This window comes from Entomomonas sp. E2T0 (assembly GCF_025985425.1).
In the GTDB taxonomy this organism is placed as follows: Bacteria; Pseudomonadota; Gammaproteobacteria; order Pseudomonadales; family Pseudomonadaceae; genus Entomomonas.
This window is the reverse complement of sequence record NZ_CP094972.1, coordinates 932,274-950,095: the sequence shown is the minus strand read 5'-3', so window position 1 is coordinate 950,095 and position 17,822 is coordinate 932,274. Positions and strand designations below refer to the sequence as shown.

Below are 17,822 nucleotides of genomic sequence, written 5' to 3'. Positions count from 1 at the left end.
CTTAAGATTTAAAGCTTTCAAAAAAGTTTTTGACACTTTCAAACCAGCCACTAGCTTGTGGTGTTTGATGAGAAGCGCCATCCATCGTCTCCCGTAGCTTCTCTAATAACTCACGCTGGTCTTTATCTAATTTAACAGGAGTCTCGATAATAACTTTACACAATAAGTCACCTACAGAACCACCTCTTACGGGTTTAATACCTTTACCACGCAAACGGAACATCTTGCCTGTTTGAGTACCATCAGGAATTTTTAGTTTTACCCGACCATCCAATGTAGGCACTTCAAGCTCAGCACCTAATGCTGCATCAGGGAAACTAATTGGTACTTCACAATAAAGATCACGACCATCACGTTGGAATATTCTGTGTTCTTTAACATTAATAACAACATATAAGTCACCAGCTGGACCACCCATCGAGCCAGCTTCACCCTCGCCTGTTAAACGAATCTTATCGCCAGTATCTACTCCAGCAGGTACCTTAACAGCTAAAGTTTTAGTTTCTTGAACTCGACCTTCACCATGACAAACATTACAAGGGTCTTTAATAGTCTTACCACTACCATGACAATCTGGACAGGTTTGTTGAACAGAGAAAAACCCTGCCTGCATTCTTACTTGCCCATGCCCACCACAGGTTTTACAAATTTCAGGGGAAGAACCCGCTTTTGCACCACTTCCATGACATGTTTTGCAATTAACATAAGTAGGAACTTTGATAGTAACTTCTTTACCTTGTACTGCTTCTTCTAAAGTTAAATCTAAGGTATAGCGTAAATCATGTCCACGCTGTGCACCACCTCTACCACGGCGACCACCACCATCACCAAAGATATCGCCAAACATATCAAAAATATCAGAGAAACCCGCACCGCCATTAAAGCCACCACCCATTTGTGGGTCTACACCAGCGTGCCCATACTGATCGTAAGCAGCACGTTTTTGACTATCAGACAATACCTCATAGGCTTCATTAGCTTCTTTAAATTTTTCTTCAGCTTCTTTATTGTCAGGATTACGATCAGGATGGAATTTCATGGCTACCCTACGATAAGCCTTTTTCAACTCAACTTCTGTAACTGTCCTTTCCACCCCAAGAACTTCATAGTAATCGCGCTTTGCCATAACCTCTATACCTGATAACTCTGCTGTCGCTAATAAATAAAAGTGCCACAGCTTAGATGATTTTTTAATAAAAAGAAATGAATAACTATTTTCTTTATTAAGAAAATATCCCCTTTACAAAGACACAAACGCGGGAGAGTTAACTTCCCGCGTTTGCTATTTCATCATAAAGACCAACCCTACTGGTTATTTGTCTTTATTATCTTTTACTTCTTCAAACTCAGCATCTAATACATCATCGCCTTGCTTACTTTGTTCAGCACCTGCATCCTGAGCTTGTCCTTGAGCTTGATCTGCATAAGCTCGTTGCGTGATTGGCATCATTAAGTCATTTAAGACTTTAACTTTAGCTTCAATTTCATCTTTATTGTCTGCTTTAACTGCTTCTTCAACATCAGCAATTGCTTTTTCTAAAGACGCTTTTTCATCTGCTGTTACCTTATCACCTAAGTCTGTGATCATCTTACGTGCCGCATGAGCTGTTTGATCACCTAAGTTACGTGCAGATACTAACTCTTCAAACTTACGATCTTCTTCAGCATTCGCTTCCGCGTCACGTACCATTTTTTCAATCTCTTCATCAGAAAGACCAGAGTTAGCCTTAATCACGATAGATTGTTGTTTACCAGTAGCTTTATCTTTTGCTGAAACGTTTAAAATACCGTTCGCATCAATATCAAAAGTCACTTCAATTTGTGGTACACCACGTGGCGCAGGTGGAATATCAGCCAAATCAAACTTACCTAATGTTTTATTTTGTGCTGCTTGCTTACGCTCGCCTTGTAACACATGAATAGTCACTGCATTTTGATTATCATCTGCCGTTGAAAACACTTGCGATTTCTTAGTAGGAATCGTTGTGTTTTTATCAATTAATGGCGTCATTACCCCACCCATGGTTTCAATACCTAAGGTTAATGGTGTAACGTCCAATAACAATACGTCTTTTACATCACCTGATAATACAGCACCTTGAATAGCAGCACCCATTGCTACTGCTTCATCAGGGTTCACATCACGACGTGGCTCTTTACCAAAGAACTCAGTAACCTTTTGTTGTACTAAAGGCATACGAGTTTGACCACCTACTAAAATTACTTCATCAATTTTGCCTGCATCAAGACCAGCATCCTTTAAAGCAATCTTACATGGTTCAATAGTACGTGCTACTAAATCTTCTACTAAAGCTTCTAACTTAGCACGTGTTACTTTTACATTTAAGTGTTTAGGACCTGTTTGGTCAGCCGTAATGTAAGGTAAATTAACATCTGTTTGTTGGCTAGAAGAAAGCTCGATCTTAGCTTTTTCTGCAGCTTCTTTTAAGCGCTGCATTGCTAATGGATCACCTTTTAGATCCATACCATTTTCTTTCTTAAACTCATCCGCTAAATAATCAATTAATCGGATATCAAAGTCTTCACCGCCTAAGAATGTATCACCATTTGTGGCCAATACTTCAAATTGGTGTTCGCCATCTACCTCAGCAATTTCGATTACTGATACGTCAAAAGTACCACCACCTAAGTCATAAACGATAATAGTGTGGTCACCTTTCGATTTATCCATACCATAAGCAAGTGCTGCTGCTGTTGGTTCGTTAATAATACGCTTAACATCTAAACCAGCAATTTTACCAGCATCTTTAGTCGCTTGACGTTGGCTATCGTTAAAATAAGCAGGTACAGTGATCACAGCCTCTGTTACTGGCTCGCCTAAATAATCTTCAGCTGTTTTTTTCATTTTCTTTAAAACTTCTGCTGAAATTTGAGGAGGCGCCATTTTCTGACCATTTACCTCAACCCAAGCATCACCATTGTCTGCTTTAACAATTTTATAAGGCACTAATTTAATATCTTTTTGTACTACATCTTCATCAAACTTACGACCAATTAAACGTTTTACAGCAAATAAGGTGTTATGAGGATTAGTTACTGCCTGACGTTTAGCAGATTGGCCTACTAAAATTTCACCATCATTTGTATAGGCAATAATAGAAGGTGTAGTACGCGCACCTTCTGCGTTCTCAATAACTTTTGATGTACCATTTTCTAATACAGACACACAGGAATTGGTTGTTCCCAAGTCAATACCAATAATTTTACCCATTTATACTTCTCCTGAAACTTTGATTTAACGCTAATTTCGTTTCAACTAATCAGCGTTTAAAACTGAACTTGTTAGTTAAATAAGGGCTTTTTACAAAATTTCAAGCCCTTTTATTACTTTTTTAAGGTGCTTTACTTACCACTACCATAGCAGGGCGTAATAACCTTCCATTTAACAGATAGCCTTTTTGAAATACTTTTAGCACTGTATTTGGCTCTACATTCGCACTAGGCTCCATAGCCATTGCTTGCTGAGTCTCGGGATTAAATGGTTCACCCTCAGGGCTAACTTCCTCAATTTGAAATTGCTTTAAAGTATCTTTAAACACCTTAAGCGTTAATTCCATACCTTCACGAATAGCTACTACTGACTCATGATCACCTGTTGAAACTTCAATACCACGCTCTAAGCTATCTAATACAGGTAACAACGCTAAAGAAAATTTTTCCAACGCAAATTTATGCGCTTTCTCAACATCTTGTTCAGCACGACGACGCATATTTTGCATTTCTGCTACAGCGCGTAACGCCTGATCTTTAGCCTCTGCTAATTGATCTTCCAATTCAGCAACGCGATTATTTACTGAATCACCCTGTGACGCCTGTTGTTCTTTTCCAGTTTCTAGCTCTGGTAATTCAGACTCTTGCTTTTGCTCATCAGTCATTAGTTTCTCCTTCTAAAACTTGTAGATACTTAATTTAAACTAAGCCTCTTATTTGTACTGTATATGGGGTAACTTTTATAATTTTCAAGAGCCTTTACTCATATTTTTACTTTTTGACACACACCTATTATTTTCAACAAAAATTTTAATCTTCTATAAGATCAATGGACGCCTTAACAACATTAGGGTAAACTATTATCCCGTCTTTAATTCAAAGCAAAATGAGTAGAAATACTTATGATATTTTATGTAACCTACTGAAATACATAAATTTTGCCTTTGTCATTGCTATTTTGGGTTAAATAATTTACCCACATTAATGCTAGGATTTCTCATGACGCGTTATATCTTCGTCACAGGCGGTGTTGTTTCTTCATTGGGTAAAGGTATCGCCTCTGCTTCTTTAGCAGCTATTTTAGAGGCGCGTGGCCTCAAAGTTACTCTTCTTAAACTTGATCCTTATATTAACGTCGATCCTGGCACAATGAGCCCTTTCCAACACGGGGAAGTATTTGTGACCGATGACGGTGCTGAAACAGACCTCGATTTAGGCCATTACGAGCGTTTTGTACGCACTACCATGACTCAAAACAATAACTTCACAACAGGCCGTGTTTATGCAGATGTATTGCGCAAAGAACGCCGTGGTGATTATTTAGGTGCGACTATTCAAGTTATCCCTCATATTACGGATGAAATTAAGCACCGTATTATTAAAGGTGCAGGTGATGCTGATATCGCCATGGTGGAAATTGGTGGTACAGTAGGTGATATTGAATCACAACCTTTTTTAGAAGCTATTCGTCAGTTACGTGTGGAGGTAGGTGCTAAACGTGCCATGCTTATGCACTTAACCTTAGTTCCCTATATTGCTACCGCAGGCGAAACTAAAACAAAGCCTACTCAGCACTCTGTAAAAGAATTACGCTCCATTGGTTTACAACCAGATATTTTAATCTGCCGTTCAGACCATCCTATTGATTTAGCTTCCCGTCGTAAGATTGCTTTATTTACTAACGTAGAAGAACGTGCAGTTATTTCTTTAGAAGATGCTGATACTATTTATCGCATTCCATCTATACTTCATGCCCAAGGTTTAGACGATTTTGTAGCTGAACGTTTTGATTTACAATGTAATACTGCCGATCTATCAGAATGGGATCGTGTAGTTGACGCTAAATTGCATCCAGAAAAAGAAGTAACTATTGCCATGGTAGGTAAATACATGGAGTTACTAGATGCTTATAAATCACTGATTGAAGCATTAACCCATGCAGGCATTGAAAACCGTACTAAAGTAAACCTACGCTATATTGATTCAGAAGATATTGAAGAAAAAGGTACTTCACTATTAGCTGATGTAGATGCCATCTTAGTTCCTGGCGGCTTTGGTTTACGAGGCGTAGAAGGAAAAATTACTACTGTACAATATGCTCGTGAAAATAAAATACCTTACCTAGGTATTTGTTTAGGTATGCAAGTAGCTGTTATTGAATTTGCACGCCATATTGTTGGTATGGAAAAAGCTAACTCAACCGAGTTTGATAAAAATACTCCTTATCCTGTAGTAGGGTTAATCACCGAATGGCAAGATGCTACTGGAGCTACTGAAAAACGTACCGAAGCCTCTGATTTAGGCGGCACGATGCGCTTAGGTGCACAGAATTGTAAACTAGAAAATTCTTCACAAGTCTATAACTGTTACCAAGCAGATATTATTAGAGAACGTCATCGCCATCGTTACGAGGTTAATAACAACCTACTTCCACAATTAATTAAAGCTGGACTAAAAGTAACAGGTCGCTCAGAAGATGGGGCATTAGTAGAAGTTGTTGAAGCTCCTGATCATCCTTGGTTTGTGGCTTGTCAGTTCCACCCTGAGTTTACTTCTACTCCACGTGATGGACATCCATTATTTAGTGGCTTTGTGAAAGCTGCTATTAAACAACATGAGTTAAAAGGTTAATATGAACCAGAAAACAATTCGTGTAAAAAATATAGAGATTGCTAACGATAAGCCTTTTGTGCTGTTCGGTGGCATGAATGTATTAGAGTCTCGTGATTTAGCATTGCAGATTTGTGAACACTATAAAAAAGTTACTGATAAATTAGGTATCCCTTACGTTTTTAAAGCCAGCTTTGATAAAGCCAATCGCTCTTCTATTAACTCGTTTAGAGGGCCTGGTTTAGACGAAGGCTTAAAAATCTTTGAGGATGTAAAAAAAGCTTTCGATGTACCTGTTATTACTGATGTTCATGAGCCTTATCAAGCAGCACCTGTTGCTGAAGTTTGTGAAATTATCCAACTACCTGCGTTTCTTTCGCGCCAAACCGATTTAGTAGTAGCGATGGCTAAAACAGGTGCTATCATTAATATCAAAAAAGCACAATTTTTAGCACCTCATGAAATGAAGCATATTCTTAATAAATGTGTAGAAGCAGGCAACGATCAATTAATTCTATGTGAGCGTGGTAGCAGCTTTGGTTATAACAACCTTGTTGTTGATATGCTTGGCTTTGGCATTATGAAGCAATTTGAATACCCTGTATTTTTTGATGTAACCCATGCTTTACAAATGCCTGGCGGCCGCACCGACTCAGCAGGTGGACGCCGCGCACAAGTTACTGATTTAGCAAAAGCAGGCCTTAGCCAAGGACTTGCTGGTTTATTCTTAGAGGCACATCCCGATCCTGACCACGCTAAATGTGATGGACCCTGTGCATTACCTCTAGACAAGTTGGAGCCTTTCTTAAGCCAACTTAAACAACTGGATGATTTAATTAAATCATTTCCTCCTGTACAAACTGCTTAATGGCCTACAAGGCTGTATTTTGGAGTAACAATAGCAATGGCAAAAATTGTTGATATTAAAGGTCGTGAAATACTAGATTCTCGTGGCAATCCTACGGTTGAAGCAGATGTTATCCTTGACAATGGCATTGTAGGCCGCGCCTGTTCACCTTCTGGTGCATCTACTGGTTCACGTGAAGCACTAGAACTGCGTGATGGTGACAAAGCCCGTTATTTAGGCAAAGGTGTACTAAAAGCAGTAGCTAATATTAATGGTCCTATCCGTGATGCTTTACTAGGAAAAGATCCTGTAGCTCAAGCAGACCTTGACCAAATTATGATTGATTTGGATGGTACTGAGAATAAAGAAAACTTAGGCGCTAATGCAATCTTAGCAGTTTCCCTAGCTAATGCCAAAGCAGCTGCCCAAGCACAAGGCATTCCACTTTATGAACATATCTCTAATCTAAATGGTACACCAAGACAATACAGTATGCCTGTACCTATGATGAATATCATTAATGGTGGCGAACATGCTGACAATAATGTGGATATTCAAGAGTTTATGATTCAGCCAGTAGGTGCGCCAACCTTTGCTGAAGCGTTACGCATGGGTACTGAAATATTCCATAACCTAAAAGCTATTTTAAAAGAACGCAAATTAAGCACTGCTGTAGGTGATGAAGGTGGTTTTGCTCCTGACTTTTCATCTAATGAAGCAGCACTATGTGCGATAGTAGCAGCTATTGCTAAAGCAGGTTATAAACTAGGTGAAGATGTTACATTAGCTTTAGACTGTGCTTCTAGCGAATTCTATAAAGATGGCAAATATGTTTTAGCAGGTGAAGGAAAATCATTCACCTCTGCTGAATTTGCTGACTACTTAGATAACTTGACCAATCTCTATCCTATTATCTCTATTGAAGATGGTATGGATGAATCTGATTGGGATGGTTGGAAAGTATTAACAGATAAAATGGGTAAGAAAACTCAATTAGTTGGTGATGATCTTTTTGTAACCAATACCAAAATTCTACAAGAAGGTATTGAAAAAGGTATTGCCAACTCAATTCTTATTAAATTCAATCAAATTGGTTCTTTAACTGAAACATTAGCTGCTATTAAAATGGCTAAAAAAGCAGGTTATACCGCTGTAATATCTCATCGTAGTGGTGAAACAGAGGATGCTACTATTGCTGATCTAGCAGTGGGTACTGCAGCAGGCCAAATTAAAACTGGTTCTCTTTGCCGTAGTGATCGTATAGCTAAATACAATCAACTATTACGCATTGAAGAAAAATTAGGTGATAAAGCACCTTATAATGGTCGTAAAGAATTTACTAAATAAATTCTCTTACTTAATGCAGGCGCAATGCCTGCATTAAGCTAATTATTATTCTTGATATTTACTAATCTGATAGCCTTTTTCTTGTAATAAACTCAGCAATCCTTTTTCTCCTATCAAACCAACAACATTAATATAAACTAATGTTTTTTCTTTTTTTCCACTAAGCTCATCTATGCTTCTAGCATAAATAACTTTTTTCTGATCTATTACCTCTTTCACTTTACTTAATTTGCTAAAACCACTTTTCTTATCCCATTCATTTATTTGCTCTAAATCACCTTTATAAACTGTTTCGTTATATTCATCAGCTGTAGGATTTTCATTTTTATTATCGCTCAAACAGGCTTTTATATACTGATTAGTATCTGTTCTATCAACTGCCATAAAAAGTTCTCTGTCCTCGAAAAGCTCACTTAACGAGAGAATAATCTTATCTTTTTGTTTCGCTTCATTATACAAAGCTTCTTGTAGTCTAAGACTATAACCTAACTCTCCTGATTCTATAATATATAAAAGAACACATACAGACATTGGCGACAAAGTTTTTAAAATATTTTCAGTAAATAAGGCATTTTTATCTTGATAAGCTAATAACTGTTGCCAAATATCTGCTGACACTTTATCTTTCAAAGACTCTGTCTCAGGTAGTATCTTTAGATTAGCTACATACCAGTTATTAATATCCGCGATAAGCCCATCTGGTACAGTTTGAAAAACTACCTGCTCAGCTTCATTAAGTACTTTTTGATAAGGAGCTGGTAATGGCCATTGTGCAGGCTTAACAAAAGTAGTAATCGCAACAATAGTAATTTGTTGTCCACCTTTTTTAGCTACCCAAATGCCATGTTCTGCATTTACTAAAGTAGTGAAACAACTTAACAATAATATAAAGCTAAGCCTTATTCTGTACTTTTTAATTAATAATTTCTCTATCATAAAACTCCATTCCCTCTTATTTGATATTAGCGATTAATTGTTCTAATAACGGTTGATACAACTCTTTACCCCTTAATTCACCTATCCAATTTTGAGGAATATTACTAATACTATCTCGCAATCCAATAATTCCACCAACAATACAAGCTGTTGTATCGGTATCATTTCCTAAAGAGATGGCATAACGAACTGCTTCTTGATAACAAGAAAAAGTTAATGAGATTTTAACAGCACGCAATGAATCAACCACATAGCCACTACCAGTTGAGGGAATATCATCATCAGGCCGAATATGAAACTCTAGCTCTTGTAAAGCATCATCATTATCCTTATAAATTACACGTAAAAAATCCACTGCTTTCTGCCAAGGATTATTACTTTCATTTAAAACATAACGAGCCACTAAACAATATAAAGCACAACATACTTGTGAGCGTAAATGACCATGAGTGACTAAAGATTGTTGTTGAGCATCTTTAACTAACTCCTCATCTGTTCCTTGATGCCATAAAGCAAGAGGCAATACACGCATTAAAGCACCATTACCATTACTATACACATCATCAGATCCTGCTAAATTTGGTACAACTCCTTGCTTTAATTTACGGATAGCTTGCCCAGTAGCAATACCCACATCATAGACTAAATTATCAACAGCCATATACCCATAGTCATACCAATTAATTAAGCGATTAGCAAAATCTCTTAAATCTAATTGTTTACAGTTTAACAATGAAGCCAATAAGCATAATGCTTGGGCTCCATCATCTGACCATGTAGCAGGTAATATACCCTGATGAGCACGATCAAAACCAATGGGTGGACAATAATCTATTTTATCTAATGGTGGAATTTCATCAGCTGAGTGAAACTCATAAGGCACCCCTAAAGCATCACCAATTAATAGTCCTAATAAGCCGCCAGTAATTTTTTCCTGATAAGAAAGTTTATTATTAATCATTATTAAAATCCTATTTTCTAACCAATATCCTCTTGTTCAAGATTTTAATTTACCTTTAATAAGATTGTCATAATTAATTGCTATATTAAGATAAGTTTAATGGTATAAATATTGCTGTTTATAAGCTAATAAATTATGAGTAATAAGAAATGTCGAAAAATAAAATTGATCAATTTAGAGAAAAATTTAATAACAAAGCAGACTCACTAGGTAACCTCTTTGTTGAAATTTTTCATTATCTCGCGCTATTTGCTGTAGGCGCTATTATTGCATGGGCGGCACTACAAGAACTTTTAGGAATATTTGCTAATAAAAAAGACCTTATTGATGGTATTTTAATGCTGTTTATTTACCTTGAATTAGGTGCAATGGTGGGCATTTATTTTAAAACAAAACGAATGCCTGTCCGCTTTCTTATCTATGTTTCTATTACCGCATTAACTCGTTTATTGATTTCTGATATATCCCATAATCATCAGCCTAATTGGGGTATCATCCAAGTATGTGGCGCTATTTTATTATTAGCCATTGCCGTTCTAATTGTTAGAATCGCCTCTTCTCGTTTTCACGTAAAAGAGGAAGATGAAAGTAGGTAATTATAACATTGATAATCCATACTTCATTTAGTAAGCTTAGTTCTCCTTTTTAAATAACTTATTCTGTCATTATGATCAAGATTGGCTACCATAATCTTCCTGCTGATACTATTGCTGCGGTGGTAACAACACTAGAAATGAAGTCTCCACCACCTTCTCATACTGAACGAAATATATCAGAGTGGAAATTAGAACACTGGCCACAACCAGACTTAAACACTTATCGAGCGTTATATCGCCGTATAGGTGAAGAATGGTTATGGAGTTCTCGACTCATTATGTCAGACGCTGCTTTAGCAGAAATTATCAACAATCCTAAGGTTGAAGTATATGCATTAATTACCCCCAATGGTACAGGGCTTTTAGAATTAGATTTCCGAATTGACAATGAGTGTGAATTAGCATTCTTTGGCGTTTCTTCAGAACTTATAGGTAGTGGTGCAGGAAGGTGGTTGATGAATCGCGCATTAGAACTGGTTTGGTCACGCCCAATAAATCGCTTTTGGGTTCACACTTGTACGCTAGATCATCCTAGTGCACTTAGCTTCTACCAACGCTCAGGCTTTATTCCTATAAGCCGTCAAATTGAAGTGATGGCTGACCCACGAATAACAGGTATTTTATCGAAAACAGCCGCTCCACAAATACCTTGCTTATCTTTTAATGAATCAGAAAAGTAATACCAACTCTGTACAGAAATAACTATTTTTAAAAATTAAAAGGAGACAATGAGTAATATGAAAACCATAGGTTTATTAGGTGGTATGAGTTGGGAAAGTACTACAGACTACTATCGACTTATCAATACCCTTGTAAAACAGCAGTTAGGAGGTTTGCATTCAGCTAAAATTGTTTTATACAGTGTAGACTTTGCTGAAATTGAAACTTTACAACAACAAGGCAATTGGCAGCAAGCAGCTCAACTCTTAACAGAAGCTGCTGTTAATATTGAAAAAGCAAGTGCGGACTTTCTAGTCATTTGTACTAACACTATGCATATCGTGGCAGAACAGATTCAACAAAATATCAATATACCATTAATTCATATTGCTGATGCCACAGGTGAAGCCTTACTAGAAAAAAATATTAAAACAGTTGGATTATTAGGCACAGCTTTTACTATGGAAAAAGAGTTTTACAAAGGACGCTTAACTAATAATTATGGATTAAATGTTATCATACCGAATGAACAGGATCGCCAACAAGTACACCAAATTATTTATCATGAACTTTGTGTAGGTAGTATTAAACCTGAATCAAAACAAACTTATTTAGCTATTATTGATAAATTAGTCGCAGAAGGTGCAGAAGCTATTATTCTTGGTTGTACAGAAATTGGGATGTTAATAAAACAACAAGATACTAAAGTGCCTTTATTTGATACAACATCTATCCATGCTGAAAGAGCTGTTAAATTGGCCTTAACCTAGTAGATATAGAGCCCTCTACTTCTTAAATAGAGGGTGTTATAAATTATCTTTCAATAAATATATTCAAATATTATTTAGCACTTTCCAGCCTAAAAGCAATAAAGGTAAATCTTTAGCATGAATATATTGCTCTGCACCTAATCCCATAGCAGTTTGTAGCAATACACTACAGGCTTTACTCCATTCAGCTACCAGATATACCTCATCGTCATATCCTGCTGGCTTAATAAAAGCATCATCCCCTACTAACTCTCTTGCTCTTTTATGCAATAAATCATTTATTGTTAAAAAACCATTATAAATAGGCGATGCATTTTCACCTTCACCAATAGCTAATGTACCTGTATGATCTGCATCTCGATGCATGGTGGAATTAGTGGTCTTATTTAACCAAGCATTCCATACATTGGCATAAGCCTCTGCACTAATGGGATTTGCTAAAGCTGCTAACTGCTCTATTTGAGGAAGTGTAATCTGACATATATTATCCAACAGCTGGCAAACCCTTTCTCCTGTAGGGCCAAATAACAATGAACAAGGTAATTGTTTTAAAGGCCTAATAGTATTTGCAGCTATATAATCACTGTCTGCACTTAATTGACTATGATCTAAACTCTCTACAACCTCAACAAACCATAAGTCAACAGGCCATTGTTTAACATAAATCGTAGCTACATCATAATGAACAATCCATGGTGTAATTTCACTACTTACTCTTTGCCCTATATGCTGTTGCTGTAAAGCATCCTGCTCATCTCTAGCAGTAAAGACAAAACCATAAATCGCATCATTCATTTATTTAATTCTATATTAGCGACTTCATAGCCAGATGATAAACAACGGATTAACCACTCCTCTAAAAATTGATTAAGTTGTCTTTTCTCATCAGGCTGATGCATTGCTTTATTCGGATATGCATACACACCTCTAAAACTACGGGTATTTTGAGCAAAGGTTATTTCTGCTAATTGTACATCATGATAACAACGAATATAAAGCTGGGGAGCCACCATCCAACCTAATAGACTATCTTGTTTTAATAAGATATAAGAAGTGTATGGGCTATTTTCAAGTACTGTAAAGGTTAAACGTGTTGCTATTTTTTGATCTGCGGTAAAAGCGATGCAACGACTATATCCCGTTTCACGCATTGCTGGCAATAACCGCATTAAGGATGTATAGTTACGCTCATAAATAGCCTGTAGAGCTGAAAGATCAACAACATAATGTTCTTTCTGAGTTACAACCATTGTTTACGAACCTTACTTCTATTAATAATTAACCACTGCAAAGCAATAATACCTGCTGCATTTTGAATTAATCCTTTATTTAAGTTTTTTACTGCCTCTTTAAAGCTCCATACATGGGTACGAATGTCCTCACCCTCTTCCTGTAAACCATGAACACCACCTGCTTTACTACTATCACAAATACCTAAATATAAGTAGATATATTCATTACTCCCGCCCACTGATGGGTAATAACGAGTGATTGGCAATAGTTCTTTAATTTCTAAATTAGCTTCTTCAATCGATTCACGATAAGCCACATTCTCTGGATCTTCACCTTCTTTATCTATGAGACCTGCAACTAACTCTAACATCCAAGGATTAGCACTTTTTTCAACAGCTCCCACCCTCATCTGCTCAACAAAGATTACTTTATCTAACACTGGGTCATAGGGCAGCATACAAACAGCATCTGGACGTACAAATAATTCTCTGGAAAGAATAGGCCCTTCTTCACCAGAAAAAAGTTTATGACGTATTTTTAAACGATCTAATTTATAAAAACCACTAAAACAATTTTCACGTTCAAGAATTTCTACTGCACCACTTTTTAGTGCCGTTGTCTTTTTTAAATCAACAATAGGATCAAAAGGTTTAGTCATTTTTTAAGTAATCTCAACAGTTATCTGATAAATATCTAATGCTCTAAGGTTTAATGTCTTCACCCCAGCGTGGAAAACCAGTCACGTCTAAGCCGAATAAATCTAAAGCTCTTACTACAGAGTGATGTACCATATCATCTAATGATTTAGGTTTATCATAAAAAGCAGGTACAGGTGGCATTACTATGCCCCCCATTTCACTGACTGCTAACATTTGCTTAATATGGCCTGTGTGTAAAGGTGTTTCCCTTAACATTAATACCAATCTACGCCGCTCTTTTAGCACTACATCAGCTGCTCGAGTCAATAGATTAGAAGAAACACAACTAGCAATTTCCCCTAGCGTTCTTACAGAACAAGGAGCAATTAACATTCCAAGGGTTTTAAAAGAACCACTAGAAATAGCAGAACCTATATCACTAATTGCATAATTAACATCTGCTAAATCTCTTACTTCTTCTCTGCTAAAATCTGTTTCATATTCACGGGTTAATTCGGCAGGTTTGGTGATCACTAAATGGCTTTCTACATTTAATTTTTTTAATAGTTTGAGGGCATGCACTCCATATACAAAACCTGTCGCACCTGTTATCCCCACAATAATTCGCTGCTTTGTCATACCAAACCTTTATTACCTATTTTTTAGCTTAATGGGTTGTCAAAGGTCTTTTTTCAACCCAACCACTAAATACTAACCTCTATATTTCTTCCAACACATATTTAACAATGATTTGTTCGGGTATTTCTACTAAACTTACAAAATACACCATATCTTCTAAAACGTTATTATCTTCATCTTTAAAATACCAGATTAAATAATTTTTTAACTGATAAATAACCAAGTCATCATAATTACCAACTTGCTGCCAACCATCTTCCTTATAAAGTTCAGCTAACTCTTGATCTAATAAATTAGAACAATAACTAAACTCTGCACCTTGTGCTACTTGATAATAAAGCATCAATTCTAAAAATGACTGTAAATCAAATTCTAAATTATAACTAGAGCCATCTTCGTCACACTGGAAAACCTTGCCTTGCTGATCGACACCCCAATAACAAACACCTTGGTTTTCTTCTAAAAAAACTAATAAACCATCTTTAATATGCAATTGTTCAGGCAAAGCAAACAGTTGAAAAGCACTCATAAATTGTGGCACCTTACCCACTGTTTGATAGAGGTTTTTCAACTCTGTTGGTAAAGCTTGTTCTAATCTTTGCTCTGTTTGATCTAGTACACTTTGCTCAATACCATCTTGGGCTGTTAATGCTCTACCTAAAAGGCTTTCAGCAATAGTTTGATAGGAGATATTTTGCTTGTTTAGTTGTGTCATGCTGGCCACTTACCATTGTTAATAGATTACTAGATGATAAGTATTAACGATGCCCCCATGATTAGCAATTAATTTATAATTAATTATGTAAAAAAAGGGCCATACATTTTACTGTATAGCCCAAAGGAGTAGCCAAGAATTTAGGCAGGAACAGAACCAATATTTTCCTCTCTGTCCCAAATTCTATGTTGTGCCATTACTTTCAATAAGCTAGCTACTAATTTCTTAGGATCATCATCTAATAACACGCCTGCATCCTCTACTAAATCTGTAGCGGCATCAAATACCTCTTTAGCATCCTCTTGCAAAGCAATGGCTTTTAAATGTTTAAAAGCTTGTAATAGATAGTATTTAGCATCACCATTAGCCGCCAAAGTATCAACATTCTCATTACCTGTAGGCACTAATACTGCATCAACTAATACTGATGGCATACCACTAATAATATCGTCGACCATTAACTCTCCACCTTCACGAGTTTTCACCATACCTGAACGAGGAGCTAATAACACACTAAATACACCTGCTTTAGTAAGTGCATCCTTTATCTTACCGACAGAAGTACCACAAACACCATCTGCCACTAATATCGCTACTTTACTTCCTGCAACTGGGCGCTCTTTATTAGCATAAAGGCTGAGTGCAGGGTCTTTCTCTAATCCATTTACCGCCTTAGGTACAGGATATTTCAACTGCTCTGCTGTTAACTTTATACTTAAATTAGCAGCAACACGTTTAGCTAACTCGCGATCAACACGTGCTAATAAATCAACAATACGTTCTCTAATATATCTTCTAGCTACTTTACCTAACTCAAAACTAAAAGCGCCTACAATATGATCTTGTTCTGCTTTAGTTTGGCTTTGCCAGAATAAACGTGGGTGTGAATAAAACTCAGTAAACGAAGGACTACGCTCACGAATTTTTTGTGCATCTATATGCTCATGATAGCTATCAAAACCACCATCTTTTGCTGCTTCTGGTGTTTCTCTTGGCCAATTGTTACTCACTGAATTAGGCTCATAATTAGCCCCTTGAATCACTTCAGATTGATGGAAACCATCACGCTGATGATTGTGATAAGGACAAACTGGACGATTAATAGGTATTTGATGGAAATTAGCGCCACCTAAACGATGTAATTGGGTATCTCTATAAGAGAAAATACGACCTTGTAGTAATGGATCATTAGAGAAATCAATACCAGGTACCACATTAGCCGGACAGAAAGCCACTTGCTCTGTTTCAGCAAAATAGTTATCTGGGTTACGATTAAGTACCATCTTACCTACTATCTTCACTGGTACTAATGCTTCTGGAATTAATTTTGTTGGATCTAAAATATCAAAATCAAATTTATGTTCATCTTCTTCTGGAATAATTTGCAAACCTAATTCAAATTCAGGGTATTGCCCAGCTTCAATTCGTTCCCAGAAATCTTTACGGTGGAAATCTGGATCTCTACCCATAATAGCGTTTGCCTCATCCCACAATAAAGAAACCGTGCCATATTTAGGTTTCCAATGGAAACGTACAAAATGACTCTTACCTTGTGCATTAACTAAACGATAAGTATGAATACCAAAACCTTCAATGGTACTTAAACTACGGGGAATACCACGGTCAGACATTGCCCACATCACATTATGTAAAGCTTCTGGTTGTAATGAAATATAATCCCAGAATGTATCATGAGCACTTTGCCCTTGCGGTACTTCGTTATGGGGTTCAGGTTTAACAGCATGCACAAAATCAGGAAATTTCATTGCATCTTGAATAAAGAATACAGGCGTATCATTACCCACTAAATCATAGTTACCTTCTTGAGTATAAAACTTAGTAGCAAAACCACGAATATCACGTACTGTATCTGATGAACCTCTACCACCTTGTACAGTAGAAATACGGATAAATACTGGCGTTTTTAATTTGGTGTTGGTTAAGAAACCTGCTTTTGTATATTTTTCTAATGATTCATATACTTGGAAATAGCCATGAGCACCTATTGCTCGTGCATGAACAACACGCTCAGGGATACGTTCACGATCAAAATGCCCCATTTTATCTTGAAAGATAAAATCTTCTAACAATGAAGGACCACGATTACCTGCTTTTAATGTATTTTGATTATTGGCAATTTTAACTCCAAGATTGGTAGTTAATGGTTGCTTATCACCATCTACACGAACTTTATCAAGATCTTTACTTTTATCACTAGTATTTTTAGGTAGTTTTTGTGAGCCAGGGGCGGTTGGTTCTTGACCTGGCAATGTTGGTTTGGGTGTTGGCTTATTAGCTACATCAGAAGGAACTGTGTCTTTAAGATGTGGAGAAACAGCTTCTTTACTAGGCATAGGTGCTTGATGTGACTTTTTATTCATCGTATTGCTCCTTATAATCACTGCAAAATTTTTGCTTAAATACAAGCAAATAGGCTCTGCTACTAACTAAACTTATAAGTAAAAACTTATAATACAATCGATTGTTATCACCGTAGAAAGCCTATGACTTTTATTTATTGGCTAAGCTAATGTTACAAATCATCTACATCTTAATGAGAGTAATGAAACATTTTATTAACTACAATAAGACATTAGCCTTAGAATTAATAAGTTATTGTAGAATTTGACATAACATTT

At 36.6% G+C, this 17,822-nt stretch carries 17 protein-coding genes; 6 read left to right on the top strand and 11 right to left on the bottom strand.

Going from position 1 to position 17,822, the window contains the following annotated elements; genetic code table 11:
* Nucleotide 1: 1 nt before the first annotated feature.
* The 3 genes from dnaJ to grpE form a co-directional block, all read right to left on the bottom strand.
* On the bottom strand, nt 2-1,126 hold the full coding sequence (dnaJ, locus tag MTZ49_RS04540) for a molecular chaperone DnaJ (RefSeq protein ID WP_264747203.1): 1,125 nt from the start codon (nt 1,124-1,126) through the stop codon (nt 2-4).
* A 186-nt stretch (nt 1,127-1,312) separates the two neighbouring features.
* Nucleotides 1,313-3,232, bottom strand: a complete 1,920-nt coding sequence (gene dnaK, locus MTZ49_RS04535) for a molecular chaperone DnaK (protein ID WP_264747202.1) — start codon at nt 3,230-3,232, stop codon at nt 1,313-1,315.
* A gap of 121 nt (nt 3,233-3,353) precedes the next feature.
* A complete protein-coding gene (gene grpE / locus MTZ49_RS04530; protein ID WP_264747201.1) occupies nt 3,354-3,896 on the bottom strand; it encodes a nucleotide exchange factor GrpE in 543 nt (180 codons plus the stop codon).
* Nucleotides 3,897-4,230: 334 nt separating this feature from the next.
* Between grpE and MTZ49_RS04525 the strand changes: the two genes are divergently transcribed.
* Genes MTZ49_RS04525 through eno form a run of 3 tightly spaced genes read left to right on the top strand, consistent with a single transcriptional unit; the run spans nt 4,231 to nt 8,035 of the window.
* The gene (locus tag MTZ49_RS04525) at nt 4,231-5,862 is read left to right on the top strand and encodes a CTP synthase (RefSeq protein ID WP_264747200.1); all 1,632 of its coding nucleotides are present in this window, start codon (nt 4,231-4,233) and stop codon (nt 5,860-5,862) included.
* A 1-nt stretch (nt 5,863) separates the two neighbouring features.
* Nucleotides 5,864-6,709, top strand: a complete 846-nt coding sequence (kdsA, locus tag MTZ49_RS04520; RefSeq protein WP_264747199.1) for a 3-deoxy-8-phosphooctulonate synthase — start codon at nt 5,864-5,866, stop codon at nt 6,707-6,709.
* Nucleotides 6,710-6,745: 36 nt separating this feature from the next.
* Nucleotides 6,746-8,035: a phosphopyruvate hydratase gene (gene eno, locus MTZ49_RS04515; protein ID WP_264747198.1), complete on the top strand. Its 1,290-nt coding sequence runs from the start codon at nt 6,746-6,748 to the stop codon at nt 8,033-8,035.
* A 45-nt stretch (nt 8,036-8,080) separates the two neighbouring features.
* On the opposite strand, the gene MTZ49_RS04510 is transcribed toward eno, so the two are convergent.
* Nucleotides 8,081-8,971, bottom strand: coding sequence for a TraB/GumN family protein (locus MTZ49_RS04510; protein ID WP_264747197.1), 891 nt, complete (start codon nt 8,969-8,971; stop codon nt 8,081-8,083).
* Between the two features lie 16 nt (nt 8,972-8,987).
* Nucleotides 8,988-9,932 (bottom strand): ADP-ribosylglycohydrolase family protein, encoded by a 945-nt coding sequence (locus tag MTZ49_RS04505; protein WP_264747196.1) that lies wholly within the window; start codon nt 9,930-9,932, stop codon nt 8,988-8,990.
* A gap of 149 nt (nt 9,933-10,081) precedes the next feature.
* On the opposite strand from MTZ49_RS04505, the gene MTZ49_RS04500 reads away from it, so the two are divergent.
* The 3 genes from MTZ49_RS04500 (at nt 10,082) to MTZ49_RS04490 (ending at nt 11,958) form a co-directional block, all read left to right on the top strand.
* Nucleotides 10,082-10,528 (top strand): phosphate-starvation-inducible protein PsiE, encoded by a 447-nt coding sequence (locus MTZ49_RS04500; RefSeq protein WP_319804743.1) that lies wholly within the window; start codon nt 10,082-10,084, stop codon nt 10,526-10,528.
* A gap of 71 nt (nt 10,529-10,599) precedes the next feature.
* Nucleotides 10,600-11,208, top strand: a complete 609-nt coding sequence (locus tag MTZ49_RS04495) for a GNAT family N-acetyltransferase (protein WP_264747195.1) — start codon at nt 10,600-10,602, stop codon at nt 11,206-11,208.
* A gap of 57 nt (nt 11,209-11,265) precedes the next feature.
* Nucleotides 11,266-11,958, top strand: a complete 693-nt coding sequence (locus MTZ49_RS04490; RefSeq protein WP_264747831.1) for an aspartate/glutamate racemase family protein — start codon at nt 11,266-11,268, stop codon at nt 11,956-11,958.
* 63 nt (nt 11,959-12,021) lie between these two features.
* On the opposite strand, the gene MTZ49_RS04485 is transcribed toward MTZ49_RS04490, so the two are convergent.
* The 6 genes from MTZ49_RS04485 to katE all read right to left on the bottom strand — a co-directional run bounded on the left by MTZ49_RS04485 (nt 12,022) and on the right by katE (nt 17,564).
* Complete coding sequence (locus MTZ49_RS04485) at nt 12,022-12,753, bottom strand: hypothetical protein (protein WP_264747194.1); 732 nt, start codon at nt 12,751-12,753, stop codon at nt 12,022-12,024.
* A complete protein-coding gene (locus MTZ49_RS04480) occupies nt 12,750-13,208 on the bottom strand; it encodes a DUF1249 domain-containing protein (protein ID WP_264747193.1) in 459 nt (152 codons plus the stop codon). Before MTZ49_RS04480 ends, MTZ49_RS04485 begins: the two co-directional genes overlap by 4 nt.
* Nucleotides 13,199-13,849, bottom strand: a complete 651-nt coding sequence (locus tag MTZ49_RS04475) for an NUDIX domain-containing protein (RefSeq protein ID WP_264747192.1) — start codon at nt 13,847-13,849, stop codon at nt 13,199-13,201. Before MTZ49_RS04475 ends, MTZ49_RS04480 begins: the two co-directional genes overlap by 10 nt.
* Nucleotides 13,850-13,892: 43 nt before the next feature.
* Entirely contained in the window at nt 13,893-14,468 is a 576-nt protein-coding gene (locus MTZ49_RS04470) for a UbiX family flavin prenyltransferase (protein WP_264747191.1), read from the bottom strand.
* A 79-nt stretch (nt 14,469-14,547) separates the two neighbouring features.
* Nucleotides 14,548-15,183 carry a hypothetical protein gene (locus tag MTZ49_RS04465; protein ID WP_264747190.1) on the bottom strand — a complete coding sequence of 212 codons (636 nt, stop codon included), beginning with the start codon at nt 15,181-15,183 and terminating at the stop codon, nt 14,548-14,550.
* Nucleotides 15,184-15,323: 140 nt separating this feature from the next.
* Nucleotides 15,324-17,564, bottom strand: coding sequence for a catalase HPII (gene katE / locus MTZ49_RS04460; protein WP_264747189.1), 2,241 nt, complete (start codon nt 17,562-17,564; stop codon nt 15,324-15,326).
* Between the last annotated feature and the right edge of the window lie 258 nt (nt 17,565-17,822).